Origin of the sequence: Thermophagus sp. OGC60D27 (genome assembly GCF_052400625.1) — a bacterium.
Taxonomy (GTDB): domain Bacteria; phylum Bacteroidota; class Bacteroidia; order Bacteroidales; family Marinilabiliaceae; genus Thermophagus.
In genome coordinates this window covers 39,488-65,432 of the sequence record NZ_JBQTGH010000015.1, presented here as the reverse complement: position 1 = coordinate 65,432, position 25,945 = coordinate 39,488, and the positions used below count along the sequence as shown (strand labels likewise).

The window sequence follows — 25,945 nt, the reverse complement described above, 5'->3', positions numbered from 1 at the left end:
AAGATTTACAGAGAATTAGATTGTATTGATAAAAAGTTTTTTATAGTATGATTGAAGAAGAATTAGAGAAATTAATAATAGAGGATAGTTTACAACTTGAGAAACTCGAGGCCGCCATAAGCCAACCAAATTATTTTGAAATATTGGGCATAGCTCACAAAGAACTGCAACATTCTAATTTTCTGGCATGGATGTTTGATCCCAACGAATCTCATAATGGCGGGGATTATTTTCTTAAAAGTTTCATTAACCGACTACCTCTTACCCCGAAAGAAAAAATTAATTATAATCTAGCGAACCTTGAAGACACAAAGATATTTCGTGAATATCATTATATTGATTTGCTTATTGTAAACGAGCGTGTAGGGTTTGTTATTTGTATTGAGAATAAAATATATGCACCAAAATCAGGGGAAAACCAGTTAATAAATTATTTTGATGAAGTTGAAAATATTTGGACAAATCTAAATAAAATATTTGTTTACCTAACTCCCACACCTAGAGCTTTGACAGAGGAAGAGTCAAACAAAAATTATATAAACACCACTTATCAGGATATTTTAGAAATTTTAGAGGACACTAAAATAAGTGTTGATCTTGCAGAATCTTATATCCCTTTCATTGAGGACTATATTAAAAATTTAAGAAAAAACATTATGGCAGATAGTAAGGAAATTGAATTAGCTCAGAAAATCTATCGGAAACATAAAAAAGCAATTGATTTTATTGTGAATAATAAACCTAGCTTCTATAGTCAGGATCTAATTAAAGCAATCGATAATTATTTTGCAAACCATCCCGAATATGAAAGGTTAACGGGTCCTGATAAGAATATTATTCGATTTTTACCAAAATCAGTATTGCCATTTTTTGAGGTTGAGAGCAAAACCTGGGGAGATTCTACCTCAATTTTTGCATTGGAAATTTTTTGCGAGGATGAACGAATATGGCTGAAATTCTGTTTTGCACGTATTAGGGAAGATCTTGATGAAGAAATTAGAGAGAAAATCCAGGAAAAGAAAACAACATTATTTAATAAAATAAAAAAAACAATAAAAGAAAAATACAAAGTAAAATCAAGACCTGAGTCCTATTACCCTTCAGTGGCAAACATTGATATTGTTAGGATAGAAGATGAAATTGTGAAAGAAACTGAAGATAAGTTTGAGGTTTTCAAAAAGAGTTTTGAAAAAATAGAAAATAGCGTTCTAAATGCATGGGTTAAGGAAGTAGAAGAAAAGATGCATGATATTAACTAATATGCTTAAGGTCTTGGCGATTTATATTTTTCATCCGACAAATCTCATCCCATACCTTTAAGCTTCGCCATTGGCATAGTTAATAGAGAGGCTTTTAAAAAATTTTAGATTCAATTTTGGCGGCCGATTTCCTACATATAATTTGATTTTTTCGGTCTAACTGTCCCAATGATTTCGATTAAAATGTGCCACAATAAGGCCGCCTCATACTCTCTTCCAACGCAGAGGAGCCAAGCCGCAGAGGAGAAGTGGAGTTTCAGCAACCACCCAAACGCATGATAACGAAATGAACAAATGGTTTTTATATAATTTAACGGTTGGGTTTTCGGTTTACTGGATGTCAAATTTGATATTGTGGTTCCCGTGGAGTATTCATCCAATGCTTGGAATGACTTTAATGTTAACCGTTTCTCCAATAATCTGGATTATCTCAACTTTTTTGTGTATCCGAACTTTTCCCCAAAAAAATATAATTATCGGGGCTGTTTATAATAGCTTGATATTCCTTGCTTTGTCAGTTGTAATGGACTATGTGTTTTTTGGACTGATTCGGAATGCGATGGAACAGTTATATCATCCGACAACTTTCTATGGTTATGGTTTTGTTGCAAGCATACCATTTATTGTTGCCCTCGGATTTAGCAAAATAATAGACAAGAAAAAGCGAGGTGTCCGTCAGTCTGATTTTATACAAGCAGGAATAATAGGATTGGTTTGTTTTGGCTTACTGACTTTAATAATCGTTTTGGAGATAGAAATTTAGTAAAAGTCGAACTGCCGGTTATATATGGGCGTATGAGCGGTCGGCACGCCCGGCGGTTATAACAGGTTGAATGTAAACTTGCCTTTTATAGATCACCCAGGAAACCTAAAATACCGATCAAGGAAGTCAGTTTTCGGGTCCGATTTTTACAGAATATGTTTCCTTACAAAAAAACACTAAACTTAGCTTGGATGGTAAAGGCAGAGTCATGGATAATACATTTATTGGTTGCTTTTGGGAAAAATAAAATATGAAAATCTATCCTGAGCCTTCAGAAGATGGCATAAAGTTATATGATAAAATAAAAGAGCATATGATGTTTTATGTGCGGAAGGAGAACATCAGTCTTTAAATAATAAAAGACCTGAGAAATTGTTTTTATCGGTCGCTTAGATTTTCTTATCTGCGTAATTGGGCGGATAAGTAAATCTAACTTATAAAAGTAATGAAGTTGTATAAAAGAGAAGAGGATTTAACTACATTCAGAAAGTTTTAAGGTGGTTTTTACTAAAAAGAAATAGTAACTTCAGTGATTCAGCAAGAGAAAGATTAAATCTGGCACTTGAAATTAATTTTCAAATGTGCGGTTTTTGGGGAGGCTACATAGCTATATAATGATACAAGGACGGATATGCTAATACTAATCACTATTTGTACAATATTGACTCTAATTGTTTCGATTTTACCCTTATCGAAACATTCGCATTGGATGGTTAGGGCAATGGACTTTCCCCGACTACAAATAATGGTCTTTTCATCCGCTTTGCTGATTGCCGGTATTCTTTTTCTCGATGGACGACAGCCCCTGACTTTAATATTGATATCCACATCGGCCCTTTGTTTCGTTTGGCATTTATGGTGGATTTTACCTTATACCCCTTTATGGCCCAAAGAGGTCAAGTGGTGTAATGAAGATAATCCCGAAAAGAAGCTCAGTATTATAACATCGAATGTCCTTACACCAAATAAAAATGCAAAGGCTTTAATCGAATTGGTCCAAAAATTCCGGCCGGATATTCTTATAACCTTAGAATCGGATGGATGGTGGCAGGAGCAACTCCAGGTTTTGGAAGCAGATATGCCATTTACCGTTAAATGCCCGCTCGACAATCTCTACGGCATGCATCTCTATTCCAAATTGCCATTACATGACCAGGAAATTTCATTTTTGGTTGAGAAGGATATCCCTTCCATACACGTATCTATAGAATTGCGGACCGGGGATCGGGTTCGTGCACATTTTGTCCATCCTGCGCCCCCAAGTCCTACTGAAAATAGTGAGTCAGCAGAGCGGGATGCTGAATTAATTATTATTGCCAAAAGTATTAGAGAGAGCAACCAACCCGTTTTGGTGACGGGTGATCTCAATGACGTGGCATGGTCTTCAACGACGCGCTTATTCCGTAAGATTAGCGGTTTACTGGATCCGCGTATCGGGCGGGGAATGTTCAATACTTTTCACGTAAAATATCCTCTTCTTAGATGGCCTTTGGACCATTTATTCCATAGTGAGCATTTTACCGTAAATCTTATTAAGCGATTACCATCAATTGGTTCAGATCATTTTCCACTCTTTATATCGTTATCCTATAATCCTTTAAAGGGTGCTCATCAAAATGGACTTAAAGCTGACGGTGAAGATTATGACAGGGCCAAAGAAATTACAGATAAAAAGGGAGTAAGTAAGGAAGATGTGCCTCAACCCAATGAAGAAAATTAATTTTTGTTTTGTGCAAACATAAAATCCTCTTTTGCCTGTGCTCTGAACTAAAGATGGTTAGATATAAGATTTAAGACATCCCATCCGCTATTCCCCTTGCACCATGCCCTGTGCACTTTGCCATCAACGCAGAAGCGCCAAGACGCAGAGGAAAAAGTAATCTGCCACCTCACACTCCATACCCTCCAACCCTTCCACCTTTTCCCCCTTCCACCCATATAGATAGATTCTTAGATGTAAGATTTAAGACATCGCATTCGCTATTCCCCTTGCTCCATGCCCTATGCCCTATGCCATCAAACGCAGAGGCGCGAAGACGCAGAGGAAAAAGTAATCTGCCACCTCACACTCCATACCCTCCAACCCTTCCACCTTTTCCCCCTTCCACCCATAATATAGATAGATTTTTAGATGTAAGATTTAAGACATCGCATTCGCTATTCCCCTTGCTCCATGCCCTATGCCCTTTGCCATGAAACGCAGAGGCGCGAAGACGCAGAGGAAAAAAAGTAATCAGCCACCTCACACTCCATACCCTCCAACCCTTCCACCTTTTCCCCCTTCCACCCATATAGATAGATTCTTAGATGTAAGATTTAAGACATCGCATTCGCTATTCCCCTTGCTCCATGCCCTATGCCCTATGCCATCAAACGCAGAGTCGCGAAGACGCAGAGGAAAAAGTAATCTGCCACCTCACACTCCATACCCTCCAACCCTTCCACCTTTTCCCCCTTCCACCCATAATATAGATAGATTCTTAGATGTAAGATTTAAGACATCCCATCCGCTATTCCCCTTGCTCCATTCCCTGTGCCCTATGCCATCCAACGCTGAGACGCCAAGGCGCAGAGGACACGGGGAGTTCCACCTGCAACCTATTTCTATTTATATCCATCCTCTGGCCTCTAACTTCTGTCTTCTAACTTCTAATCTTTATAAAAGATTTTTTTAAGAAAAAACAAAAGACAAAATAGTCCTTTTATACAAAAAAGAGATATATTTGTCCCATCAATCATAAAAAGAGAGCTATGAAGATAGATGCCAAAACCATTGTGGGCGATATTGTAAAGGAGAATTACAAGGTAGCGCCGGTGCTTGAGAAGCATAAGATAGATTTTTGCTGCGGTGGGAATATTTCCCTGGACGAGGCCTGTTCCCGGGCGTCCGTTGATGTGGGAGCGTTGATTCCCAAACTGGAGGAGGTGATGCAGGAAGAGGATTTCGATGCCCGCTTTATCCGCAGTCTGGAACTCGACCAGTTGGCCGATTACATTGAAAAGCGGCATCATGCCTATGTGAAAGAGAAGATTCCGTTTTTGAAGGCGAAACTGGAAAAATTGTGCAGTGTACATGGTGAGCACCACCCGGAGCTTTTTAAGGTGGAAGAATTATTCACAGAGAGTGCTCAGAACCTGAGCATGCACCTGATGAAAGAGGAGCTGATTCTGTTTCCTCAAATTCGTAAACTGGTGAAAGCCTCGAAGGGAGAATCGGTAGACCTGAGTGACCTTCAGGGGGTGGAATCGCCAATAAAAGTGATGCTGGCCGAGCACGATGCCGAAGGCGACCGCTTTAAAACCATCTCGGAGCTCACCAACGGGTATCAGACCCCTGACGACGGTTGTAACACCTATGAGGTGACCATGCGTACCCTGCAAGAGTTTGAAGAGGACCTTCACCGTCATATTCATCTCGAGAATAACATTCTTTTTCCGGAGGCCATCATATTGGAAGAAAAAACGGGGGAATGAGCTAAGCGCATGGGGAAGGGCCCGGGGACCTTGTCCTGTGCGCCATGCTCTCTGCTCTTTGGCAAAAAATAGTACTTTTGCCTCATTGAAAACCAAAGCATTCATTAAATGTTGTCAAAAAGTTCGGAATATGCCATAAGGGCCATGGTGTCGGTACAATTGCAAAACTGGGAAGATAAACGTCCGGGTGTGGCCGACGTGGCGAATCATATCGAAGCACCCGTGGCTTTTACCGCCAAAATCTTGCAGACCCTTACCCGAAGCCGGTTGTTGCATTCGGCCAAAGGACGGGGCGGTGGCTTCTTTTTTTCCGATGACGATGAGGAGGTCACATTGTTGCAAATCATCAAGGTAATAGAAGGCGAAGGGATTTTTCACCGATGTGGTTTTGGTTTGAAGAATTGCAGCGACGACAATCCTTGTCCTTTGCATCATCAATATAAAGGGGTGCGCGATGGTTTTGAGGGAATTGTTAAAAATGCTACTGTACGTTCTTTAGCCGCCAAAATACGTGATGGAGAGGCAGTACTCAATAGTCCGGGACCAGAAGCATGGAATATGGCGCACAAGAAATAGGGGGGTAGTTGAGACGAAGAGGTAGGTGGTCTGTCTGCTGTTGAAATTCAACCCCGGATCATTTTTTCGTTTACTTTTTCACTGGATAACAGAAAACTATTAAACATCTAATTAATGGTCAACGGGCGACTATATCGTAAACTACATCGCTGGCCGGGGCTGATATTGTCATTTGTTTTGCTCTATTACGGAATCACCGGTATCTTTTTGAATCACCGTGAATGGGTTGCCTCTCTGGATGTTCGCCGAACGGCTCTTCCTGAAGTGTACAGCTATCAACACTGGGGCAACAGTGCCCTGAAGGGCAATGTGACTATCGCCTCTGACAGCATTCTCATTTATGGGGATATAGGCATCTGGGTTACCGATTCCACCTTTTTGCATTACCGGCCGTTGGATGCCGGCCTTCCCCGGGGGGCCGACAACCGCAAAGTCTTTGATTTGCATCGCGACCGTTCCGGAAATCTTTATGCCGCCACTCAGTTCGGTTTGTTTGGATACGATAAGGCCTCGCAAACCTGGAAAAAGTTTCCGCTGGAAGTCGTCCTTAAACGGTTTGTGGCCATCGAAACCGTTGGCGATTCCATCTATGTACTCAACCGTTCCTATCTGTTTAAAGGCGTTGCCAACGGCGTGAATACCACTTTTGAAAAGGTGGCGTTGCAGGCGCCGGACCATTATGAAAAAAAGGTGACTTTGATGGAAACCATCTGGCAGATGCACTCGGGCGAGATCCTCGGGTTGCCGGGTCAGTTGTTTGTCGACCTGCTGGGGGTGGTTACCATATTTTTATCGGTTACCGGCATTATTTATTTCTTTTTCCCCGACAAGATAAAACGAAGAAAACGCAGGCATAAACCTTACGCTAAGCTGGTACAAATCAACCGATGGTCGCTCAAATGGCATAATAAGTTTGGCGTCTGGTTCTGGATCTTTCTGGCCTTTCTGTTCTTTACGGGGATTTTTCTCAGGCCACCCTTTTTAATTTTAATCGGCTATTCCAAAGTAGCACCCATAAAATATTCGCATCTGGATCAGCCCAATCCGTGGTACGATAAGTTGCGCGATTTAAGGTATGACCGGGAGAGCGGAATGTTTTTTCTTGCCACCTCAGACGGTATGTTTACCCTGTCGACGGACAGCCGGAAACCGCAGGCCTGCAGCGTTCAGCCACCGGTGAGTGTGATGGGCATCACCGTCTTTGAGCCCTATCGTCCGGGTGCCTGGCTGGTGGGTTCGTTCAGCGGACTATTTCTCTGGCATCCGGACAATCCCCGCATCATGGATTTTGTCAAAGGGGAAGTATACCGGGGTGCGCCGTCCGGACGGCCGGTGGGTGTCAATAAAGTGACCGGATTGATTCATACTACCGATGGGAAACGATACATGGTTGACTATGACCGGGGTGTGGTCCCGCTCTATCATCAAACTCCCTTCCCCGAAGCACCAGAGTCGTTGGTGCGACAAACCCGCATGTCGCTGTGGAACCTGGCATTGGAGATTCATACCGGGCGTTTCTTTAAATTTTTACTGGGCAATTTTTATATCCTCATCGTTCCTTTGGCGGGTCTGGCAGGCTTTATGGTGGTGATCAGCGGATATCTGCTTTGGCGGAAACGATTTAAACGACGAAAAAAATAAGCGGTCGTTAATTTTTTAGAATTCATTATTAAACGTTGATTTTGTTGGGTCGGTAATAAGAGAAAGTGCAGGAATTTTTGTTTTAATGCAAGGGACAAATAAATCCTTTTAAATAGAAATAAAAATAAAATAACAAACCATTCGTTTCAATTGGCCCGTTTTCGTGTGGTTCGTTCGGAAACAACAGGGATGGTGAAAAAATGAGTTTGAAAGCGTGGCGATGAAATGATGGAGGCTGTTCGTCTTTTCTTTTTCAGGACAGTTTATAGGCGAATGATTGCAAATGAGTTAAGACTCTTTTCGGAGTGTGTTTTTATAAACTTTAAACATTGAAAACTATGACAACACGAAAGCTATGGATTGGTTTTATTTTGGTCATGACCATCTCGTTTGGCGTATTGGGTTATTATGGCCGGGAGATATACCGGGAAGCACCGCCCATTCCCGAAAGGGTGATAACCACTGAAGGACAGGTGGTGATGACCGGTCAGGACATTAAAGATGGGCAAAATGTGTGGCAGTCGATTGGCGGACAGGAAGTGGGCACCATTTGGGGACACGGAGCCTATCAGGCACCCGACTGGAATGCCGACTGGTTGCACCGGGAGGCCGTTTTTATCCTGAATCAATGGGCCGGCCTCGATTATGGATTGACATACGAGCAATTAAACGATGAACAGAAAGCCATGTTAAAGGCGCGTTTGCAAAATGAATTGCGGACCAATACCTATGATCCGGCAACAGGGGTGCTTACCATTTCTGATGTCCGGGCTAAAGCTTTTGCCGAGATGAGTCGCTATTACAGAGGGTTGTTTATGGACGACCCTTCGATGGATGACCTGCGCGATGCATACAGTATTCCTGCCAACAGCATCAAAACGGAAGATCGTATGTTTAAGATGAATACCTTTTTTTTCTGGACCACCTGGTCAACCATCACGCACCGCCCCCATTCGGAGGTGACCTATACCAATAACTGGCCGCCGGATGAATTGGTTGGAAATAAACCGACAAGCTCATTGATTCTTTGGACCGGGTTTAGTGTCATCGTTCTTTTAGCCGGCATTGGTCTGATGATCTGGTTTTATGCTTCCCGAAGGGAAGAGGAAAACGAGGAGGCGCCTCATCAGAATCCTTTGCTGCAAGTGCCGCAAACCCCATCCATGAAAGCCACCCTTAAATATTTTTGGATTGTCACCGCATTAATACTGGTACAGATCTCAATGGGAGTGATAACGGCCCATTATGGAGTGGAAGGACAGGGCTTTTACGGGATTCCTCTTGCGCAGTTGCTTCCGTATTCCATAACCCGTACATGGCACATTCAGCTGGCCATATTCTGGATTGCAACATCCTGGCTGGCAACGGGACTCTATCTGGCCCCTGCCATATCCGGACAGGAACCTAAATATCAAAAACTGGGGGTGAACCTTCTTTTCGGTGCCCTGCTGGTTATTGTGGTCGGTTCTCTGCTGGGCCAGTGGATGGGCGTCATGCAAAAGCTGAATCTGGTAGATAACTTCTGGTTTGGACACCAGGGGTATGAATATGTCGACCTGGGTCGTTTCTGGCAGCTGTTTCTGTTTGCAGGTCTTTTCATTTGGCTGTTTTTAATGGGACGGGCATTGCTCCCGGCACTTAAAAACCAGAAAGAAAACCGACATCTTCTGATAATGTTCCTGATTGCATCGGTGGCCATCGCCTCATTCTATGGCGCCGGGTTGATGTGGGGACGTCAAACACATCTTGCTTTGGCCGAATACTGGCGCTGGTGGGTAGTGCATCTGTGGGTTGAAGGCTTCTTTGAAGTGTTTGCCACGGTGGCCATTGCCTTCCTGTTTGTCCGCATGAAACTTATCAAGGCATCCCTGGCAACCACCACGGTATTGTTCTCAACCATCATATTTTTAACAGGGGGTATCCTCGGAACATTCCACCACTTGTATTTTACCGGCACGCCAACCGCAGTGATGGCGATAGGTGCCAGCTTCAGTGCGCTGGAGGTGGTGCCCCTGGTGCTTATGGGTTACGAGGCCTATCATAATCTGGGTATTTCCCGTGCGCGGGAGTGGGTAAAGACCTACCGGTGGCCCATCTACTTTTTTGTAGCCGTGGCCTTTTGGAATTTTCTTGGTGCCGGAATTTTCGGATTTCTTATTAATCCTCCGATCGCACTCTATTATATGCAGGGGCTCAATACCACGCCTGTACACGGTCATACCGCTCTTTTTGGTGTTTACGGCATGTTGGGAATGGGACTTATGTTGTTTGTGCTCCGTGAGATGAATTTGAATGTGACGTGGAAGGAGAAACCCATTAAGATTGCTTTTTGGTCTATCAATATCGGGTTGTTACTGATGGTGTTGATAAGTGTGTTGCCGGTGGGATTGGCGCAGACCTGGGTCAGTGTGAAATATGGCTTATGGTATGCCCGTTCGGCAGAATTTCTGCAAACCCCGGCCATGGAAACGTTGCGATGGTTGCGTGCCATTGGCGATACCATCTTTGCCGTAGGGGTATTGTTTTTGGCCTGGTTCGTGTTTGGCCTGAAAGGTGGATGGTCTGTTGAAAAGAAAGATTGAGGGTTGTCTAAACCAAACATCTGAAATACCAAAGCCAAGGAGAGGCTGCCCAACAAGGCAGCCTCTTTTTTCTTTTTTGTCGTTCCCACAAGCCTGAAAGAAGACCTTTGAAAGCCTTTGCCGCAATCCCCGGCAGCCCTAATCGGGAACCTTGAAAGCCGCTTCCGGAAACCTTGAAAGCCGCTCCCAAGAACCTTGAAAGCTGCTCCCAAGAACCTTGAAAGCCGCTTCCAAGAACCTTGAAAGCGGCTCCCGAAAACCATGAAAGCGGCTTTCGAAACCCTCAAAAGCCGCTTTCGGAAACTTTGAAAGCCCCTTCTGAATTTCCCGGAAAACGTAACGAAAATTTCTGGATGCCTGATGAGGTCGTTTACTGCCCGATTTTTTCATTGATCGCACCACAAAGAGGGAGACATTTTTTGACACCCTCTTTGACGGAACGGCTTACTGTTTCATGAATCGGATAAGAAACAGATCTTCACTTTTTTTCTCAACCCAATGGTCAATTCCCAGACCCGAAGCCTTTTCAATAAGGGGGACGGTCAATAACGGGGCTGTGAGCTCATAAATTTCGCCCCGGGGAAGATCTTTCAGGTCGGCCATAACCTGATGTACCGGCATTTCCCCGCCGTCGAGCATGGAACGAATATCGAAGCGTCGGTTAATTTTTGACGGCTCGTACCATTCCGGACAATTGTAATGAATATTCACCTCGCCGGCTTCGACCTCTGAAAGGGTATCCTGTCCCACCTCATGCCGCAGACGGTTTACCAGGTCCTGAACCTTCACATTGCCTATGGCGGCGGCCTGCTGAAGGGTGGTGACCCTGGCTATGGTCTTTCGCAAAAGAGGATTTTTCAACCTTTTAAATGCCGGTGTTACGCCAATTAGAATCTCTTCCAATTGGGGATAGGTCTCTAAGATCTGTAATATTTTCGTTTTGGGGGTAATGATAAGTTTCTGTTCCATAATATAATCCCTGTAAAATTTATTTTAGTCATTGCCCGGGTGGACCCCGCAATGAGTTTTTAGTTTATCCGGTTCCTCTCAACCTTAACCACCTATTAACCTATTTGCCTAATGACCTATTGACCTATAGGCCTATTTGCCTAATGACCTAATGACCTATTGACCTATTTGCCTAATGACCTATAGGCCTATTGACCTAATGTGCCCAACCTCCTGCCTTCTAAAGGCTATGACTGGTAGTTGAGAATTCTCTGTTCGCCTTCCAGTTTTCGCAATTCGGTTAAGTCTTGCGATACTTCCAGCGTCCCAAGATATTGGCCGTTGTCATCGCGTAAAGCAAAATATTGGATATAAATAAATCTTCCCCGCATTTGAATCCAGAAGGGGGCATGGCTTTGTCGGCCGCTTCGGAAGTCATCGAGGATTTTGTCCACAATATGAACGCTGGCCGGGGGATGGCAATAGCGCACATCGCGGTTGATGATGGCTCTGCTTCTGGTAAAGATACGGTGCGGACTCTGAGAGAAATATTTTACTTTATCGTCCTTGTCCACAAAGGTGATATCCACAGGCAGGGTGTTGAAAATCTGAATTAATTCCTGTAACGATAAGCTGCCGGAGGGCATCTGTATTCGGCCGTTGATATTGGTGATGGCATCCTCTTCGGCGGTGGCAAGGGATGTCTCCGGTTTCCATTCGGTTTGCGGATCAACAAGGCAATAGCCAATCTCCAGTGTTTGTTGATAGACCTGCCACCATTCGGCATCGGTGAGTTGGTCCAGGGCCATGGGGAGGAGTATTTCTTCCTCTTTGGTGACCATATCGGTGATGCTGGAAAGGGCAGCAGCAATAAGCATGTCATACGATGTCAGCAAATCTTCGGGTGTTAAACCTTCGGTATTCAGTATTTCAATGGCCCCTTTCAGCTGTTCACGGGCTTCATCGTGTTTTCCCCACATCACTTTGGGCGGGCCGGTTATTCCTTTTTGTTCCAGAAAGGGAAAGATAAGGTACTCTTTACGTTGATAATGCTTATCCACATCCATGAGATTATTAAAAATCTGTTTCAGAGAAAGCAGGTTTTTCTGAAAGTTGGTTTGACCCTCTCGCCTGATTTGGTCGAAGACCTCTCTGGCCTGATTGCATGTTTTTGTGAGCTCGCGATTCTCTTTGATGAAAGTGTCCACGGGATGTCCCGGCGGAATCTCTTTGGCTGCCGATAGGTCCACATGGCCTTCCAGAACTTCGGAATGGACGTCACAGAGTTGTAGCACCTCTTCCACCGGTAATCCCTCTTCAATGAGTTCCTGTTCTACTTCTACCACTTCACCGTAAGGAATGCTTTTTAATGTTTGGATCAGGTCGGCGCGTACCTGATGTGGATTATCGCCCTGATGAAGTCTGAGGATGAGAGCTTTTAGTTTTTCTTTTCGATAAAAGGAATTGTTTAGTAATTCGCTCATGGCAAGTTGTTTTTAATGTTATTGTTTGATACCTAATGGCTTCTCCGGTTCTAAAAATGGTTTAAGGGTATTGTTTTTAACACAAAGGATGCATATATCCTTTTTTACAAATATAGCTTTTTTAGTATTTTCGGATAGATATTTGGGGGAAATAAATAATATGTAAGTAAATTCGGTTTACTAATGACAATAGCCGCGGAGATATTGAAATCATTTAAGTTGATTGTTAATTACAAAGAAGTACCATGACCGTTCAGGACGACATAATTGCAAAAACCAAAGAGTATGTAAAAAATACGCTTAAAGGCGCCGAGGGTGGCCACGACTGGTGGCACGCACTACGGGTATGGAAGATGGCCTGCCGGATAGCAGAGGAAGAACCGGCCGATCGTCTGGTGGTGGAACTGGCCGCCTTACTGCACGACATTGCCGATTCCAAATTTCATGATGGCGATGAAGAAGTGGGGCCTCGCAAGGCGGTAGCCTTTCTCCGTCAATGGGATGTGCCCGATGAAACGGTGAAGCATGTGGAGATGATTGTCCGGAACGTATCCTTTAAAGGAGGTAACGAAGCGTCCTCTTTTGGTTCGAAGGAGCTGGATATTGTCCGGGATGCCGACCGACTGGATGCCATTGGCGCCATTGGCATTGCCAGAACGTTTAATTACGGTGGGTATAAAAATCGAGAATTGTATAACCCGGAAATCAAACCTAACCTGAATATGACCAAGGAAGCATACAAGGCAAGTACATCACCAACCATCAACCACTTCTATGAAAAACTGCTGTTACTCAAAGACCGGATGCATACCAAAACCGGCAGAGCCCTGGCCGAACAGCGACACCGGTTTATGGAGCAATTTCTCGATGAATTTTATGACGAATGGGACGGAAAACGATGATGGAGGGGTGTTCCTGCGTTGCCATACCTTTTTCGCAAACCTTTGCAGAAAGGGCAAAATCTCTTTTTTCCTCTTTTCTTGATGTCTCGACTGAGGGCGTGAATAAATGTTAAGAGGTTGAAATATAGTGAAATGTTGGATGGCCTTGGGCACGGCCTGTCCCCGGATCTTATAGATATCAGTCCGAAAATAATCTCCTTTTAGGTATCTTTGGATTATTGATAATTAAAGTTTTATGAATAATCCAAAAACAGAATTGTTATGAAGCAATTGACAGGTATATTAATGATGCTGGTCATGACCGTTTGGGCGCATTCTGCTGAATTGCAATCTCCTGATGGGCGTTTCCATCTTCAGTTTGAAGTAAAAGGAGGAATTCCGGTCTATCAACTGACTCTCGAGGGTCAACAGGTTATTGGAGAAAGCCGGCTGGGGTTGGAAATCAAAGATATGAAACCGTTGACCGGCGACTTTCAACTCATCCGGGTGGATGAGAGTTCCTTCGATGAGACCTGGCAACCCGTATGGGGTGAGTTTAAGGAAATCCGAAACCATTACAATGAAATGGCGGTAACGTTGAAGCAGAATGATCCTGAACGTATGATGGTCATTCGTTTTCGTCTTTTCAACGATGGGCTGGGCTTTCGTTATGAGTTTCCGCAACAGGACAATCTGACCTATTTTGTGGTGACCGATGAGAAGACCCAGTTTGCCATGACCGGTGATCATACAGCCTATTGGATACCCGGCGATTATGACACACAGGAATATGATTATACAACCTCCAGACTGTCGGAAATCCGAAAGCTGATGAAGAGTGCCATTTCTCCCAATGCCTCTCAAACGCCGTTCTCGGATACCGGGGTTCAAACCGCTTTGATGATGAAAACCGACGACGGCCTATACATCAACCTGCATGAGGCGGCGCTGGTGAACTATTCCTGTATGCATCTGGAACTGGATGATAAAAACATGATTTTTGAGGCCCATCTGACGCCCGATGTTCTGGGAAATATGGCTTATATGCAGGCCCCCACCCATACCCCCTGGCGCACCGTTATTGCCAGTAAGAATGCCGGCGACATTTTGCTTTCCAATATTACGCTGAATCTGAATGACCCCTGTGCCTATGAGGATGTTTCATGGATCGAACCGGTAAAATATGTGGGTGTTTGGTGGGAAATGATCACCGGTAAAAGTTCCTGGGCCTATTGCGACCTGCCTTCGGTGAAACTGGGTGAGACCGACTATTCCAGGGTGACGCCCAACGGGCGGCATGGCGCCAACACGCCAAATGTGAAAAAAACCATCGACTTTGCTGCCGAACACGGCTTTGACCAGGTGCTGGTTGAAGGTTGGAATATTGGCTGGGAAGACTGGTACGGAAAATCCAAAGAATATGTGTTTGATTTTCTTACCCCTTATCCCGACTTCCATCTGGAAGAGCTGCGCGATTATGCCAAAAGCAAAGGGGTGCGACTGATGATGCATCACGAGACTTCCAGCTCTGTTCGTAATTATGAGCGGCATCTCGACAAAGCCTATCAGTTTATGGTTGACAACAACTACAATGCCGTGAAGAGTGGTTATGTGGGCAATATTATTCCTCGTGGTGAACACCATTACGGACAATGGATGGTCGATCACTATTTGTATGCCGTAAAAAAAGCTGCAGAGTATAAAATCATGGTCAATGCCCATGAAGCGGTTCGGCCCACCGGTCTTTGCCGCACCTATCCGAACCTTATCGGCAATGAGTCGGCCCGCGGCACCGAGTTTGAAGCCTTTGGCGGAAGCCATCCCGACCATACCACGATTTTGCCGTTTACGCGTTTGATTGGCGGACCGATGGATTATACGCCGGGGATCTTCGAGCAGGATATCAGCAAACTCAATCCCGACAATGACTCGCATGCCAATACCACCCTTGCTCGTCAGCTGGCACTGTATGTCACCATGTACAGTCCGCTGCAGATGGCTGCCGACCTTCCGGAAAATTACAATCGCTTTATGGATGCTTTCCAGTTTATCAAAGATGTTCCGGTGGAATGGGATGATACCAAAGTGCTGGAAGCCGAACCGGGCGACTTTATCACCTATGCCCGTAAAGAAAAAGGTACAGGAAACTGGTTCGTGGGACGTACCAACGACGAAACAGCCCGCGTTTCCAAAATCCAACTGGATTTCCTTGAACCCGGCAAAAAATATGAGGCCACCATCTACTCCGACGCCAAAGATGCCCACTACAAAACCAACCCGCAGGCTTATGAGATTAAAAAACGGACGGTGACCAGTAAAACCAAACTAACCATAAAATGTGCACCCGGTGGAGGATATGCCATCTCTATTATTGAGAAGTAAACTATAGGAAATAACACTATGAGGCAACCGGGCCGTTAGAAAAACCGAAAGTGGGGTACGCATAAATATGCTGATACCCCACTTTTTTTAATTCTAAACTTTTCTGTATATCCTTATCTTAAATCTATAGATCTAACATCTAAAAATCTAACCACTATAGTCCACTGTGTCTTCGTGACTGTTTTTGTTTGTGCACTAATACTTTAAAGAAGGCCCAGAATCCGGAGGCTTTGACCAGCAGTTCCGAAATGGTGGCGTTATCCGGAACGGAGATGCGTTTTAAACGGAAGGGGTCGTCGTTTCTGCTGTTGTAGCCCACATCGAGGGTTACGGCGGCTTCGTAACCGGCTTTTTTGCACAGGCGGATGTCGCGTTCACTGTAATCGCCGTTGGGGAAGGAGAAGAAGCGACAAGGCTTGCCGGTGAGTTCTTCCGTTTTCTTTTTCGAAAGTTGGATCTCTTCCAGGGCGGTGTTGTCATTACAGTGGGGTAAAATGGGATGAAAGAGGGTGTGAGATCCGAATTCCACCAGCCCGGATTGCTGCATGTCCACGATTTCTTCTTTGTTGAGAATCAGTCGTGTGTCGTATTCTTTGGTTTCGACAAATCCCATTCGGTTAAGAGCACTGATTCTGGAGGAATTGGAAACGGTTTTCAGCTCTTTTTTTTGTTTTTGATTGTTGACGAAAGAGAACCAGGGATGACGGTTGGTGTTGGCCATCGCTGCCATCAGAAAGATGGTGACCGGTATTTGATGTTTTTCGAGGACGGGCAGCAAGGCATAGTTGGAAGCCCATCCGTCATCAAGGGTAACAATAAGCGGATAGGCGGGTAATGACCATTTATTGGCCTGAGTCGTATCCATGAACCGGGATAGTGAAATGATATTGTATCGTTTTTTTAATGCTGTGATGGCTTTGTCAAAATATTCCGGAGAAGGATGATGAAACATCAGGATGGTGACCTTTTTTTTCTGAAGAAAATGGCGAAACAACCATGGTAGTCCCGAAAGATACAGGTCCAGGGCATTGAGTTTACTCAGAAATGACATAATTTGAAATTTGTAATTATACAATGCAAAGATAGGAGGGTTTTGCGGGAAAAATTGAAAAAATTCGAGTAAGAGAGAATTGATGCGATGTTTTTTTTAAGATCGTTTTTAATGTAATGGCAATGAAACGGTAACGGTGGTTCCTTCTCCGTAAGTAGAGGAAAGTTCAATGGTTCCGCCGAGCAGTAGGACAATTTCCCGAGCATTGGTGAGACCAATCCCGGCGCCGTCGTAAACTTTTTCTTTGGATTCGGCTACTTTGCAGAATTTTTTAAAAACCATATCCGTCTGATCATCAGGGATACCAATGCCACTGTCGGAGACACTAAGCTCGTAGTGATAGGGCGTTTTTCTGCACACTAATGTCACACCACCGGAATCGGTGTATTTGAAGGCATTGTCAAGCAGATAGCCCATGAGTCGCTTCAGTAGCTTGGGGTCGGTATTCAGTTGTATTTCGCACCCGTCGCTTAAAACCCGGAAAAAAAGATCCGGTTTTTCTTTCGCTCTTTTGAGGTCATATTCTTCCTGAAGCTCTCGTAAGATCTCACGGGCCATAAAGAGTTCTTTTTTTACCGGGGTTTGCCCTTTTTCCAGTTGCGCAAAGAGAAGCGTGTCTTCAATGAAACGAACCAGTTTACTGCTATTGCTTGCGATATGATCAAAGAATTCCCGCCTTTCTGCCGAAGTGGATTGCGAATCGGCCATAAGTTCTGAAAAGCCAACAATGGCCATGAGGGGCGTTCGTATTTCATGGCTTAAATTTTCCAGGAAGGAGGATTTAAGATGATCTGATTCTTGTGCCCGTTCTTTTTCTATGGTTATTTTTTTTTGTGCAATTTCCAGTTGATTGAAAGATCTTTCCAACGAGTTCATCATCAGATTAAAGTGATCGCCCAGTTCCTGCATTTCATCACTGCTGGAGATGTCCGCTCTGATGCTAAGATCGCCATCGGTGGCTTTTCTGAAACTATTCAATAGCGTGTTAATCGGCATCGTAATGTATTTACTGAAATAGAGGGCCAGGAAAAGTGCGACTAAAAATCCGCCGATTAATACAAAGAACAGTGCCCTGATTAATATGAAAACGTCCTCAAATATTTCATCTTGTGAAACGACCAGGACTACCATCCAACCGTTTTTTAAACAATCGAAAGCCAGCACAGAGGATTGAATGCCATTTTCTTCATTGATCAGAATAACATCTTTCCGGTTTTTTCCAATGGAATCCAACCAGGTCTGGGAAATTGGTTTGAATGGCGTCTGATTTGTTTGTGGATATACCAAATTATGATGGTTGTCAAATAGTAAAATTTGCCCGGTTTTAAAGAGTTGAATGGTATCGAGATAGGCACTTAACCGGTCGAAATTGAAATCGGATCCCAGACAACCAATAAATAGAGAGTCGGCAAAAATAGCCTTGGAATAGGAAATGACATTCATGTCCCAGTCGGGCCAGTAATAGGGGGAAGTCCAGGTTTCTCCCTGATCAATGGCCTGGGTCCACCAGTGCATGGAAGGGTGAAAAAGATCTTTTTGGGCGATGTTGTATTCTGTACTTCGGGTATATACGCCATTTTGTTTGCGGTCGAAAAAGCTAATGGTATGGTCGCCATCTATCTTTTCCCCATCAAAAACGAACCACAAACTCATGGGGCGCATTAGGTGAAGAATTTCTTTTACATGGGGCAGGAATTCGCTTTCGAACTGATCGAGGCTTTTGTCATCGACGAAGTGCTGCTCGGGATTAAAGGAGCTTCGAAATGCGGCCTCCAGGGCAAGAGAAACCTCTTTTAGATGTATGAATTGGTTTTCAATATTTTGAGTTGTAATCTGCATTTGTAGTTCCATAAGACGAATGGCATCCGCCCTGGCCTGTTTCCTGGCCAGGTAAATGCCGGGCAAACCGGCCAGTATCATAGCAATTGAGACCAGTGCTACCATCAGTACCGTAAGCTTTCGTCTGAAACCGTACATCGTTTTGTCTGGATTAATAAATAAAAAATTCTTATTGCAGATTCCTCTTTCGGATGAGCTGTAAAGGTGCTTGTCACAAGCCAAAATAATAAAATTAGTTTATGAATGCTACCTTTAAGGATTAAATATTTAACGAAATATCAATATTTTACCTAAGAAGTCGATTGGGATATTTTGTTTTATTGTTTTGGAAAACACATTGACAAGAGTTGTTGAAACTTCTTGGCGATCAAAAGAGCCGGGGTTGCAGGATGAGCCATTTTAAATGGGGATGGCAAATTGATGGTCGAAACAGACCATTTTCTCTAATTGGAGAAACAGGGTGTTTAACAATTCGGATAAATCATAGATTAACATAAGCGGCAGCAAATCATCGTTGTTTGTGCCGCTTGAGAAGAAGGCTTTTATTGAGTATCCCTGAAATGCTGGATTCGACTAATATATTTTCCGACGATATCAAACTCAAGATTGACCACCGTTCCTTCCTTAATCTGATGAAAATTGGTGTGTTCGTATGTGTAGGGAATGATGGCTACAGAAAACTGATTGTCCCGGCTATTGACAACGGTCAGGCTCACCCCGTTGACGCAGACCGATCCTTTCTCAACGGTGAGATAGCCCATGGCCGCTTTCTCTTTGTCGGTTTGGTACTGAAAGGTGAAGTACCAACTTCCATCGGCTTCTTTCACTTCGACACACCTGGCCGTCTGATCCACATGGCCCTGTACAATGTGGCCGTCCAGACGTCCATTGAGGAGCATACTGCGCTCAATATTTACTTTATCCCCTACACTCAGCAGTCCCAGGTTCGATTTTTCCAATGTTTCGCGGATGGCAGTGACCGTATAGGTGTCGCCCTCTTTTTTTACCACGGTCAGACAAACCCCATTGTGTGAAACGCTCTGATCAATTTTTAATTCATGGGTAAAAGAGCATCTTAATGTCAAATGAACGTTACCTTTGTCTTTTTCTACTGCTACCACTGTAGCCGCCTCTTCAATGATTCCTGAAAACATAATGAAATAATTTTGTTTTTAATTATTTAGGCAATATGTGGGTTAAGAAACATAATTTGAATTTTTCTGTTTTTTATATTTAGGAAATCGCTAAATTAGAAACAATTTTTGTAGAAGAACAATCCTTAAAACATATCTTTATGCCGGTAACTGTTAAAAGTCGCTATCTGGGTAACTTACGAGTGGAAAACACCCATCTGCAATCGGGGACCAAAATCATTACCGATGCACCGGTTGACAACAGGGGAAAAGGAGAATCGTTTTCTCCCACGGATCTGTTGGCAACTTCTCTGGGATGTTGCATTACGACGATTATGGGAATTGTGGCGGAAGATCATGGAATAGACATAGAAGGAACGGAAGTGGAAATCACCAAGATGATGTCGGAAAGTCCCAGAAAAGTCAAGGAAGTGGTGGTTGAGTTCTTCTTCCCCCCAAAAGTTTATTCGGAAAAGGAAAAACAGATTATTGAGGGTGTTGCCGGTACCAGTCCGGTTCCTCTGAGTCTTTCTTCGGAGTTAAAACAGACGATTCGTTTTTATTGGTAGAATATTAATTGTTTATGATATGATATTGCTGACGGGAGCAACAGGACTCGTTGGATCGCATGTTCTGTTTTCGTTAACATCCAAGGGGCATAAAGTTAGGGCCGCAAAACGCGAGACCAGTGACCTTGGGCAGGTTGAGGCTATTTTTAAATATTATGCAAAGGAGAATGCTGCCGCGTTATTGGCAAAGGTGGAATGGGTGGATGCTGATCTGGAAGATTATTTCTCCATTGAGGAGATGCTTAATGGCGTGAATTATGTGGTTCATGCTGCGGCAAAAGTGTCCTTTAATCCCGGTGAAGCCGGCAGAATGTTGAAGGTTAATGCCGGTGGTACGGCGAATTTGGTGAATGCCTGTCTGGATAAAGGGGTAAAAAAATTAGTATATGTTAGTTCCATCTCAAGTTTGGGCCGTCATCCGGATGGTAAAGAGGTGGACGAAAACGTGGAGTGGCAGCCCGACGAGAACCGATCGGCGTACTCTCACAGCAAATTCAGGGCAGAAATGGAAGTGTGGCGGGCATCGAAAGAGGGACTTCCCGTTATCATCGTTAATCCTTCGGTTATTATTGGACCGGTAGATTGGCGACGAAGCAGCGGAAAACTATTTTATTCTGTCCGGAAGGGGATGCCTTTTTATACCTACGGAGTTACCGGATTTGTGGATGTCCGGGATGTGGCTGAGAGTATATCCTTATTACTGGAAAGCGACGTGGTAAATGAACGGTTTATTCTGAATGGCGAAAACTTATCGTTTAAGGAATTTTTTTCCAAGGTAGCACATTCTCTGAATAGACGACCTCCCTTTATCAATGCCCGACCTTGGATGGCGGATATAGGCTGGCGATTGAACCATTTGTTGTGTCTCATTGTGGGGAAAGCACCCGCTATTACAAAGGACACCGCCAATGCCGCCCATAACAAGTCGTATTATTCTGCCGAAAAATTTTCCAAACGCTTTGGATTCTCATTTCGTTCCATTGACGAGGCGATTGAGAACACTATAAAATGGTATAACTCCAGACAATAAACTATTCATGAGTCGTACAAAGACTGCAAAATCAAAAGGAAATTCTTCATCCGGGAAAAGCGGCTTGGTTCGTTTTAGAAATTGGTTGCTACGGATAACTTTTAAACTGCTGATAGGGGCGATTGCTTTTTTGGGTGCGCTATTACTTCTGGTATACCTTGGCTTGTTCGGGCCTATTCCGTCGAAGGATGAATTGAAGCGGGTTTCCAATCACACGGCGTCCGAGGTTTATTCGGCCGATGGGGTGATGATTGGTAAATTTTTTATCGAAAACCGAAGACATATCGAAAACAAAGATATTTCGGAGCATGTTATTCATGCCCTTATTGCCACGGAGGATAGTCGTTTCTTTGAACACAAAGGGCTTGATTATATTAGTATGGGGAGGGTTTTTCTGCATTCTGTGTTGTTAGGAGACCGGCGGCAGGGGGGAGGTAGTACCATTAGCCAGCAGTTGGCCAAGAACCTTTATCCCCGGCGTCCTTATAAGTTTCTTTCTCTGTTAGTGAATAAATCCAGAGAAATGTTTACAGCAGCCCGATTAGAGGAGGTTTACACCAAAGCAGAAATTCTTAACCTTTATCTCAATACCGTTCCGTTTGGAGAGAATATTTATGGCATTGAAGTGGCCGCCAATCGCTTCTTCAGCAAATCATCGGCCGATCTGCAGCCGCATGAGGCCGCTACGCTGGTGGGAATGCTTGCTGCCAATACTCTGTATAATCCCCGCCTTCATCCCGAAAAAAGCAAAAAAAGACGTAATACGGTTATTGACAGAATGGTGGCGCAGGAATTTCTTTCAAAAGAAGAGGGGGTAACCTATAAGGGGTTGCCTCTGGGCCTCAATTACCGGGTACTTGACCATGATGACGGACCAGCACCGTATTTTGTTGAGCATATTCGCATACAGGCAAAAAAAATTTTGAAGGAGCAGTATAATGATTCCATTCATTTGTATGAAGATGGTCTGAAAATATTTACGACTCTCGATTCGCGTCTTCAGCGTTTTGCTAATGAGGCGGTGAATAACCAGATGGTTCGTCTGCAAAAGGAATTTGACCACCATTGGCGAAATCGAAATCCCTGGGAAGGACATCCTGAAATTTATGTGTCCGCCATAAAAAAGTCAGTCCGCTATCAATCTCTTAAAGAAAAGGGGCTGTCGGAAAATGAGATTATGCAGAAGATGGAGAAACCCGTCAAAATGGTAATACTAAAAAACGGACAAGAACAAAAAGTAGAGATGTCGCCGGCCGATTCTGTTGGATGGGCAATTCAACAGCTTCAGGCAGGTTTTTTGGCGGTTGATCCGGTTACCGGTCATGTGCTGGCATGGGTGGGAGGAACAAATTATAAGTTTTTCCAATACGATCATGTTTTGTCAAAACGACAAGTGGGGAGTACTTTTAAGCCTTTCGTTTATGCTACGGCATTGGAAGAAGGTTACGATCCTTGCGATTATATCAGCAATGAGCGTCGGGTTTATAAACGGTTTAATGACTGGTCGCCGGTAAACAGTGACGGGAATCATGATGGGTATTATTCGGTTCAGGGGGCTTTGGTGCATTCCGTCAATACGGTAACTGCAGAACTGACTGTGGATGTGGGAGCCCACGATGTGGCCGATCTGGCGCGGAAGGCCGGTATAGAAAGTGACCTGCCGGATGTTCCCTCTCTTGGCCTGGGAACGGCAGAACTGTCACTCTATGAAATGGTGGGAGCCTATACCGCTTTTGCAAATTATGGGAATGGCATTGAACTTCAAAGCCTGTTGCGTATTGAAGATGCGAAAGGAAAAGTGCTTTATGAAGCCAAGCCTTCAGCGTTGCGGGACGTTGCTTTTGAAGAGCGTACTGCCCGTTTTATGGTCCACATGTTACAACAGGTGGTGGAGCGGGGAACGGCGAGGTCTCTCAAGGGATTGTTTGGCATTCGATCTCAGTTGGCAGGCAAAACGGGTACTACTCAGAATAATGCAGACGGGTGGTTTATTGGGTTTAGTCCCGGACTGGTTGCCGGAGCCTGGGTGGGAGCCGATAATCCGGGTATTCGATTTCGAAGCATGTCACTGGGACAGGGTGCCCATACAGCGCTTCCCATTTTTGGGCGTTTTATGCAGAAGACAGAACAGTCTTCTTTCTACCAGGGGATTGGCCGGCGCAGCTTCTATCCGTTACCAGAAGGACTTATTTCAAAGGTTGACTGTCCGGATTATTCGATGGAAGATCCTGATCTGAATTTCTTTGAACGCTTATTTGGGGGTAAAAAGCAAAAAAGCGATGGCGAAGATCCTTCAAAAGCAGAGGATGAGGAGAAAGAAGATAAAGGAAAATCCCTGCTGGAAAGGATGAAAGATATATTCAGAAGAAAAGAGCAATAGGATCAGGCTCCTAAAGTGTTCCGATCTCTTTTTGTTCTTTCCGTGTCATACCTTTTACCACCAAATCATATGATTCTTTGATCCATTGTTTCAGTAAATCATCAGGTATCGATCCGTCCACTTCTATGGTGTTCCAGTGTCTTTTATTCATGTGATAACCGGGTTTGACAGCAGCGTACCGTTCGCGTAATTCAATGGCTTTTTCGGGGTCACATTTTAGGTTGATCCAAAAGGGACCATCCAGGCTGGTCAGGACAAACATCTTGCGACCAACTTTAAAGACAAGGGCGGTCTCGTCGAAGGGAAGATCTTCGGATGTTGCGGGTAGGGAAAGGCAAAAGTTTCTAAGCTCTTCGATGTTCATTTATTTGAGAATTGTCTATGTTATGGGTTAAATAGGATTCGCATAGCTGCGTTTTATGAATGCTCTTGTCCCGATGGGGCGGGAGAAGTTATGATAACGCTTATTGGTCATGCTCGTTTTATAGGTATATGTTTATTTAACAAACAGGTTTCGGGAGCGATGGTTTACTTTGCTCTGTGCATCCTGTACCACCTCTATTCTCACAGGATTAAGGGGAGGGGCGAAATGCATCCACAATATGTTCCATTTGCCATTGGTCCTCATCCTCGCTGGGAAGCCAACAAATGACATCGAAGCGGGTTTGACAGTCCAATTCATGTTCTAAAATAAAAGCCTCAGCAGCAGAAACGATGGCGTTGATTTTAGCCGGAGAGATGGTGTCTCTGGGATGTTCATGGTATTCAGACGTTCGAGTTCGAACTTCAACCATAACCAGTTCGTCATGGTCCCATGCAATGATGTCAACTTCATAATGCAAGTGTCGGTAGTTCCGCGCCACAATAATGTATCCTTGATCGAGCAGGTAAGCTGCGGCTTTTTCCTCCCCTTTTTTGCCAAGTTCATTGTGTCTTGCCATGAATAATGTGCTTTTTGGGCATGATTTATTGATTCTTTTTTTGAGTTTGGAGAAAGTCCGATAACTTCATGGGTATACTAGCAATCCGCCGTTGTCAGCAACCTGAAGGTGGACATGAGCTCCCAAGAGTATTGGTTCATTTGGAGATTCATGTCCGGCAGGAAAATCGAATAAAACGGGATAGTCGTAATGTTCTACCATCTCTCTAATCACTTCTTGTGCGGAATATCCAAAGGGGATGGTTCCCTCATTCATTTCTGTCAGGTGGCCAACGATGAGTCCTGACAGATATTCCAGTTTTTTGCTTAGTTTGAGATGATACATCATACGGTCCAGATGATAGATTTGTTCGCCCACTTCTTCAATGAAAAGAATTTTTCCACGTGGATCGAAATCATAGGCTGACCCGATTAGAGCGGACAAAAGAGAGAGATTACCTCCGACGAGTTGTCCTGCTGCCGTCCCAGCCCTATTAAAGCGGTTGGGATCGGTGTGATAAACCATATCATGACCTTGGAGTAAACCCAGTAAACTGTCCCACTCCGCACCAACGGTTGGATCGTCGGGAAGGTTAACAGGCATGGGGCCGTGTACAGATACCGCATTGAAATTGTTTTGCAGGGTAGCGTGAAGCACTGTGATGTCGCTAAACCCTACCAGCCATTTTGGGCGAGCGGGTATTTTTGAGAAATCCAAATCTTCAATGATGCGAATGGTGCCATATCCTCCCCTACAACACCATATTACTTCTATTTCAGGATCGTCGATCATCGTTTGAAGATCCTTTCTCCGTTGTTCATCTGTGCCGGAAAATTGGTGGTGGTTTTCGGTTAGATAATTCCCTTTTCTGCAGCGAAAACCATGGGTTTCTAGAAAGGTTTCTGTTTTGGGGATGATGTTTGGATCTATTCTGCCGGCAGGCGCGACAAGCCCAAACAATGCACCTTTTTTTATAAAGGGTGGTTTTGCAATCGACATATCTTATTGCTTTGAGAACAAGAATTTAACATCT

The 25,945-nt window shown here is 44.1% G+C and carries 20 protein-coding genes; 12 read left to right on the top strand and 8 right to left on the bottom strand.

The window, feature by feature from the left end:
* Nucleotides 1–47 precede the first annotated feature (47 nt).
* From ACT29H_RS15245 to ACT29H_RS15215, 7 genes are all read left to right on the top strand, one after another.
* Entirely contained in the window at nucleotides 48–1,259 is a 1,212-nt protein-coding gene (locus ACT29H_RS15245; protein ID WP_444822513.1) for a PDDEXK-like family protein, read from the top strand.
* Nucleotides 1,260–1,545: 286 nt separating this feature from the next.
* The gene (locus ACT29H_RS15240) at nucleotides 1,546–2,022 is read left to right on the top strand and encodes a hypothetical protein (RefSeq protein WP_444822512.1); all 477 of its coding nucleotides are present in this window, start codon (nucleotides 1,546–1,548) and stop codon (nucleotides 2,020–2,022) included.
* Nucleotides 2,023–2,731: 709 nt separating this feature from the next.
* Nucleotides 2,732–3,742, top strand: coding sequence for an endonuclease/exonuclease/phosphatase family protein (locus ACT29H_RS15235; protein WP_444822511.1), 1,011 nt, complete (start codon nucleotides 2,732–2,734; stop codon nucleotides 3,740–3,742).
* Between the two features lie 1,031 nt (nucleotides 3,743–4,773).
* Nucleotides 4,774–5,496: an iron-sulfur cluster repair di-iron protein gene (gene ric / locus ACT29H_RS15230; protein ID WP_444822510.1), complete on the top strand. Its 723-nt coding sequence runs from the start codon at nucleotides 4,774–4,776 to the stop codon at nucleotides 5,494–5,496.
* A gap of 108 nt (nucleotides 5,497–5,604) precedes the next feature.
* Nucleotides 5,605–6,072 carry an RrF2 family transcriptional regulator gene (locus ACT29H_RS15225; protein ID WP_444822509.1) on the top strand — a complete coding sequence of 156 codons (468 nt, stop codon included), beginning with the start codon at nucleotides 5,605–5,607 and terminating at the stop codon, nucleotides 6,070–6,072.
* 114 nt (nucleotides 6,073–6,186) lie between these two features.
* Entirely contained in the window at nucleotides 6,187–7,713 is a 1,527-nt protein-coding gene (locus ACT29H_RS15220) for a PepSY domain-containing protein (RefSeq protein WP_444822508.1), read from the top strand.
* A 338-nt stretch (nucleotides 7,714–8,051) separates the two neighbouring features.
* The gene (locus ACT29H_RS15215; RefSeq protein WP_444822507.1) at nucleotides 8,052–10,295 is read left to right on the top strand and encodes a nitric-oxide reductase large subunit; all 2,244 of its coding nucleotides are present in this window, start codon (nucleotides 8,052–8,054) and stop codon (nucleotides 10,293–10,295) included.
* A gap of 444 nt (nucleotides 10,296–10,739) precedes the next feature.
* On the opposite strand, the gene ACT29H_RS15210 is transcribed toward ACT29H_RS15215, so the two are convergent.
* The gene (locus tag ACT29H_RS15210; RefSeq protein ID WP_444822506.1) at nucleotides 10,740–11,264 is read right to left on the bottom strand and encodes a DUF1858 domain-containing protein; all 525 of its coding nucleotides are present in this window, start codon (nucleotides 11,262–11,264) and stop codon (nucleotides 10,740–10,742) included.
* 227 nt (nucleotides 11,265–11,491) lie between these two features.
* On the bottom strand, nucleotides 11,492–12,727 hold the full coding sequence (locus ACT29H_RS15205) for a DUF438 domain-containing protein (RefSeq protein ID WP_444822505.1): 1,236 nt from the start codon (nucleotides 12,725–12,727) through the stop codon (nucleotides 11,492–11,494).
* Nucleotides 12,728–12,972: 245 nt separating this feature from the next.
* Between ACT29H_RS15205 and ACT29H_RS15200 the strand changes: the two genes are divergently transcribed.
* Together ACT29H_RS15200 and ACT29H_RS15195 are read left to right on the top strand one after the other, a co-directional pair.
* Complete coding sequence (locus ACT29H_RS15200; RefSeq protein WP_444822504.1) at nucleotides 12,973–13,629, top strand: HD domain-containing protein; 657 nt, start codon at nucleotides 12,973–12,975, stop codon at nucleotides 13,627–13,629.
* Nucleotides 13,630–13,890: 261 nt separating this feature from the next.
* Complete coding sequence (locus ACT29H_RS15195) at nucleotides 13,891–15,990, top strand: glycoside hydrolase family 97 protein (RefSeq protein ID WP_444822503.1); 2,100 nt, start codon at nucleotides 13,891–13,893, stop codon at nucleotides 15,988–15,990.
* A gap of 154 nt (nucleotides 15,991–16,144) precedes the next feature.
* Here ACT29H_RS15195 and ACT29H_RS15190 read toward each other — a convergent pair whose 3' ends face one another.
* The 3 genes from ACT29H_RS15190 to ACT29H_RS15180 form a co-directional block, all read right to left on the bottom strand.
* Nucleotides 16,145–17,041, bottom strand: coding sequence for a polysaccharide deacetylase family protein (locus tag ACT29H_RS15190; RefSeq protein WP_444822502.1), 897 nt, complete (start codon nucleotides 17,039–17,041; stop codon nucleotides 16,145–16,147).
* 108 nt (nucleotides 17,042–17,149) lie between these two features.
* Entirely contained in the window at nucleotides 17,150–19,018 is a 1,869-nt protein-coding gene (locus ACT29H_RS15185; protein WP_444822501.1) for an ATP-binding protein, read from the bottom strand.
* A gap of 404 nt (nucleotides 19,019–19,422) precedes the next feature.
* The gene (locus ACT29H_RS15180) at nucleotides 19,423–20,034 is read right to left on the bottom strand and encodes a riboflavin synthase (RefSeq protein WP_444822500.1); all 612 of its coding nucleotides are present in this window, start codon (nucleotides 20,032–20,034) and stop codon (nucleotides 19,423–19,425) included.
* 140 nt (nucleotides 20,035–20,174) lie between these two features.
* On the opposite strand from ACT29H_RS15180, the gene ACT29H_RS15175 reads away from it, so the two are divergent.
* From ACT29H_RS15175 to ACT29H_RS15165, 3 genes are read left to right on the top strand one after another with little or no spacing between them, the layout of a single operon-like run.
* On the top strand, nucleotides 20,175–20,582 hold the full coding sequence (locus ACT29H_RS15175) for an OsmC family protein (RefSeq protein ID WP_444822499.1): 408 nt from the start codon (nucleotides 20,175–20,177) through the stop codon (nucleotides 20,580–20,582).
* 19 nt (nucleotides 20,583–20,601) lie between these two features.
* Entirely contained in the window at nucleotides 20,602–21,612 is a 1,011-nt protein-coding gene (locus ACT29H_RS15170) for an NAD-dependent epimerase/dehydratase family protein (RefSeq protein WP_444822498.1), read from the top strand.
* Nucleotides 21,613–21,619: 7 nt separating this feature from the next.
* Nucleotides 21,620–23,992 (top strand): penicillin-binding protein 1A, encoded by a 2,373-nt coding sequence (locus ACT29H_RS15165; protein WP_444822497.1) that lies wholly within the window; start codon nucleotides 21,620–21,622, stop codon nucleotides 23,990–23,992.
* Between the two features lie 10 nt (nucleotides 23,993–24,002).
* On the opposite strand, the gene ACT29H_RS15160 is transcribed toward ACT29H_RS15165, so the two are convergent.
* The 3 genes from ACT29H_RS15160 to ACT29H_RS15150 all read right to left on the bottom strand — a co-directional run bounded on the left by ACT29H_RS15160 (nucleotide 24,003) and on the right by ACT29H_RS15150 (nucleotide 25,911).
* The gene (locus tag ACT29H_RS15160; RefSeq protein WP_444822496.1) at nucleotides 24,003–24,356 is read right to left on the bottom strand and encodes an MmcQ/YjbR family DNA-binding protein; all 354 of its coding nucleotides are present in this window, start codon (nucleotides 24,354–24,356) and stop codon (nucleotides 24,003–24,005) included.
* A 208-nt stretch (nucleotides 24,357–24,564) separates the two neighbouring features.
* Nucleotides 24,565–24,933 carry a YraN family protein gene (locus tag ACT29H_RS15155; RefSeq protein WP_444822495.1) on the bottom strand — a complete coding sequence of 123 codons (369 nt, stop codon included), beginning with the start codon at nucleotides 24,931–24,933 and terminating at the stop codon, nucleotides 24,565–24,567.
* 66 nt (nucleotides 24,934–24,999) lie between these two features.
* On the bottom strand, nucleotides 25,000–25,911 hold the full coding sequence (locus tag ACT29H_RS15150; RefSeq protein ID WP_444822494.1) for a S66 peptidase family protein: 912 nt from the start codon (nucleotides 25,909–25,911) through the stop codon (nucleotides 25,000–25,002).
* Nucleotides 25,912–25,945: the final 34 nt, after the last annotated feature.

What these genes read in the sequence shown, in the direction of transcription:
- ACT29H_RS15205 (WP_444822505.1), bottom strand. Translation starts at nt 12,727, where the DNA reads ATGAGCGAATTACTAAACAATTCCTTTTATCGAAAAGAAAAACTAAAA.
- ACT29H_RS15150 (WP_444822494.1), bottom strand. Translation starts at nt 25,911, where the DNA reads ATGTCGATTGCAAAACCACCCTTTATAAAAAAAGGTGCATTGTTTGGG.
- ACT29H_RS15245 (WP_444822513.1), top strand. Translation starts at nt 48, where the DNA reads ATGATTGAAGAAGAATTAGAGAAATTAATAATAGAGGATAGTTTACAA.
- ACT29H_RS15175 (WP_444822499.1), top strand. Translation starts at nt 20,175, where the DNA reads ATGCCGGTAACTGTTAAAAGTCGCTATCTGGGTAACTTACGAGTGGAA.
- ACT29H_RS15195 (WP_444822503.1), top strand. Translation starts at nt 13,891, where the DNA reads ATGAAGCAATTGACAGGTATATTAATGATGCTGGTCATGACCGTTTGG.
- ACT29H_RS15180 (WP_444822500.1), bottom strand. Translation starts at nt 20,034, where the DNA reads ATGTTTTCAGGAATCATTGAAGAGGCGGCTACAGTGGTAGCAGTAGAA.
- ACT29H_RS15240 (WP_444822512.1), top strand. Translation starts at nt 1,546, where the DNA reads ATGAACAAATGGTTTTTATATAATTTAACGGTTGGGTTTTCGGTTTAC.
- ACT29H_RS15160 (WP_444822496.1), bottom strand. Translation starts at nt 24,356, where the DNA reads ATGAACATCGAAGAGCTTAGAAACTTTTGCCTTTCCCTACCCGCAACA.
- ric (WP_444822510.1), top strand. Translation starts at nt 4,774, where the DNA reads ATGAAGATAGATGCCAAAACCATTGTGGGCGATATTGTAAAGGAGAAT.
- ACT29H_RS15210 (WP_444822506.1), bottom strand. Translation starts at nt 11,264, where the DNA reads ATGGAACAGAAACTTATCATTACCCCCAAAACGAAAATATTACAGATC.
- ACT29H_RS15215 (WP_444822507.1), top strand. Translation starts at nt 8,052, where the DNA reads ATGACAACACGAAAGCTATGGATTGGTTTTATTTTGGTCATGACCATC.
- ACT29H_RS15165 (WP_444822497.1), top strand. Translation starts at nt 21,620, where the DNA reads ATGAGTCGTACAAAGACTGCAAAATCAAAAGGAAATTCTTCATCCGGG.
- ACT29H_RS15220 (WP_444822508.1), top strand. Translation starts at nt 6,187, where the DNA reads ATGGTCAACGGGCGACTATATCGTAAACTACATCGCTGGCCGGGGCTG.
- ACT29H_RS15155 (WP_444822495.1), bottom strand. Translation starts at nt 24,933, where the DNA reads ATGGCAAGACACAATGAACTTGGCAAAAAAGGGGAGGAAAAAGCCGCA.
- ACT29H_RS15235 (WP_444822511.1), top strand. Translation starts at nt 2,732, where the DNA reads ATGGTTAGGGCAATGGACTTTCCCCGACTACAAATAATGGTCTTTTCA.
- ACT29H_RS15200 (WP_444822504.1), top strand. Translation starts at nt 12,973, where the DNA reads ATGACCGTTCAGGACGACATAATTGCAAAAACCAAAGAGTATGTAAAA.
- ACT29H_RS15225 (WP_444822509.1), top strand. Translation starts at nt 5,605, where the DNA reads ATGTTGTCAAAAAGTTCGGAATATGCCATAAGGGCCATGGTGTCGGTA.
- ACT29H_RS15170 (WP_444822498.1), top strand. Translation starts at nt 20,602, where the DNA reads ATGATATTGCTGACGGGAGCAACAGGACTCGTTGGATCGCATGTTCTG.
- ACT29H_RS15190 (WP_444822502.1), bottom strand. Translation starts at nt 17,041, where the DNA reads ATGTCATTTCTGAGTAAACTCAATGCCCTGGACCTGTATCTTTCGGGA.
- ACT29H_RS15185 (WP_444822501.1), bottom strand. Translation starts at nt 19,018, where the DNA reads ATGTACGGTTTCAGACGAAAGCTTACGGTACTGATGGTAGCACTGGTC.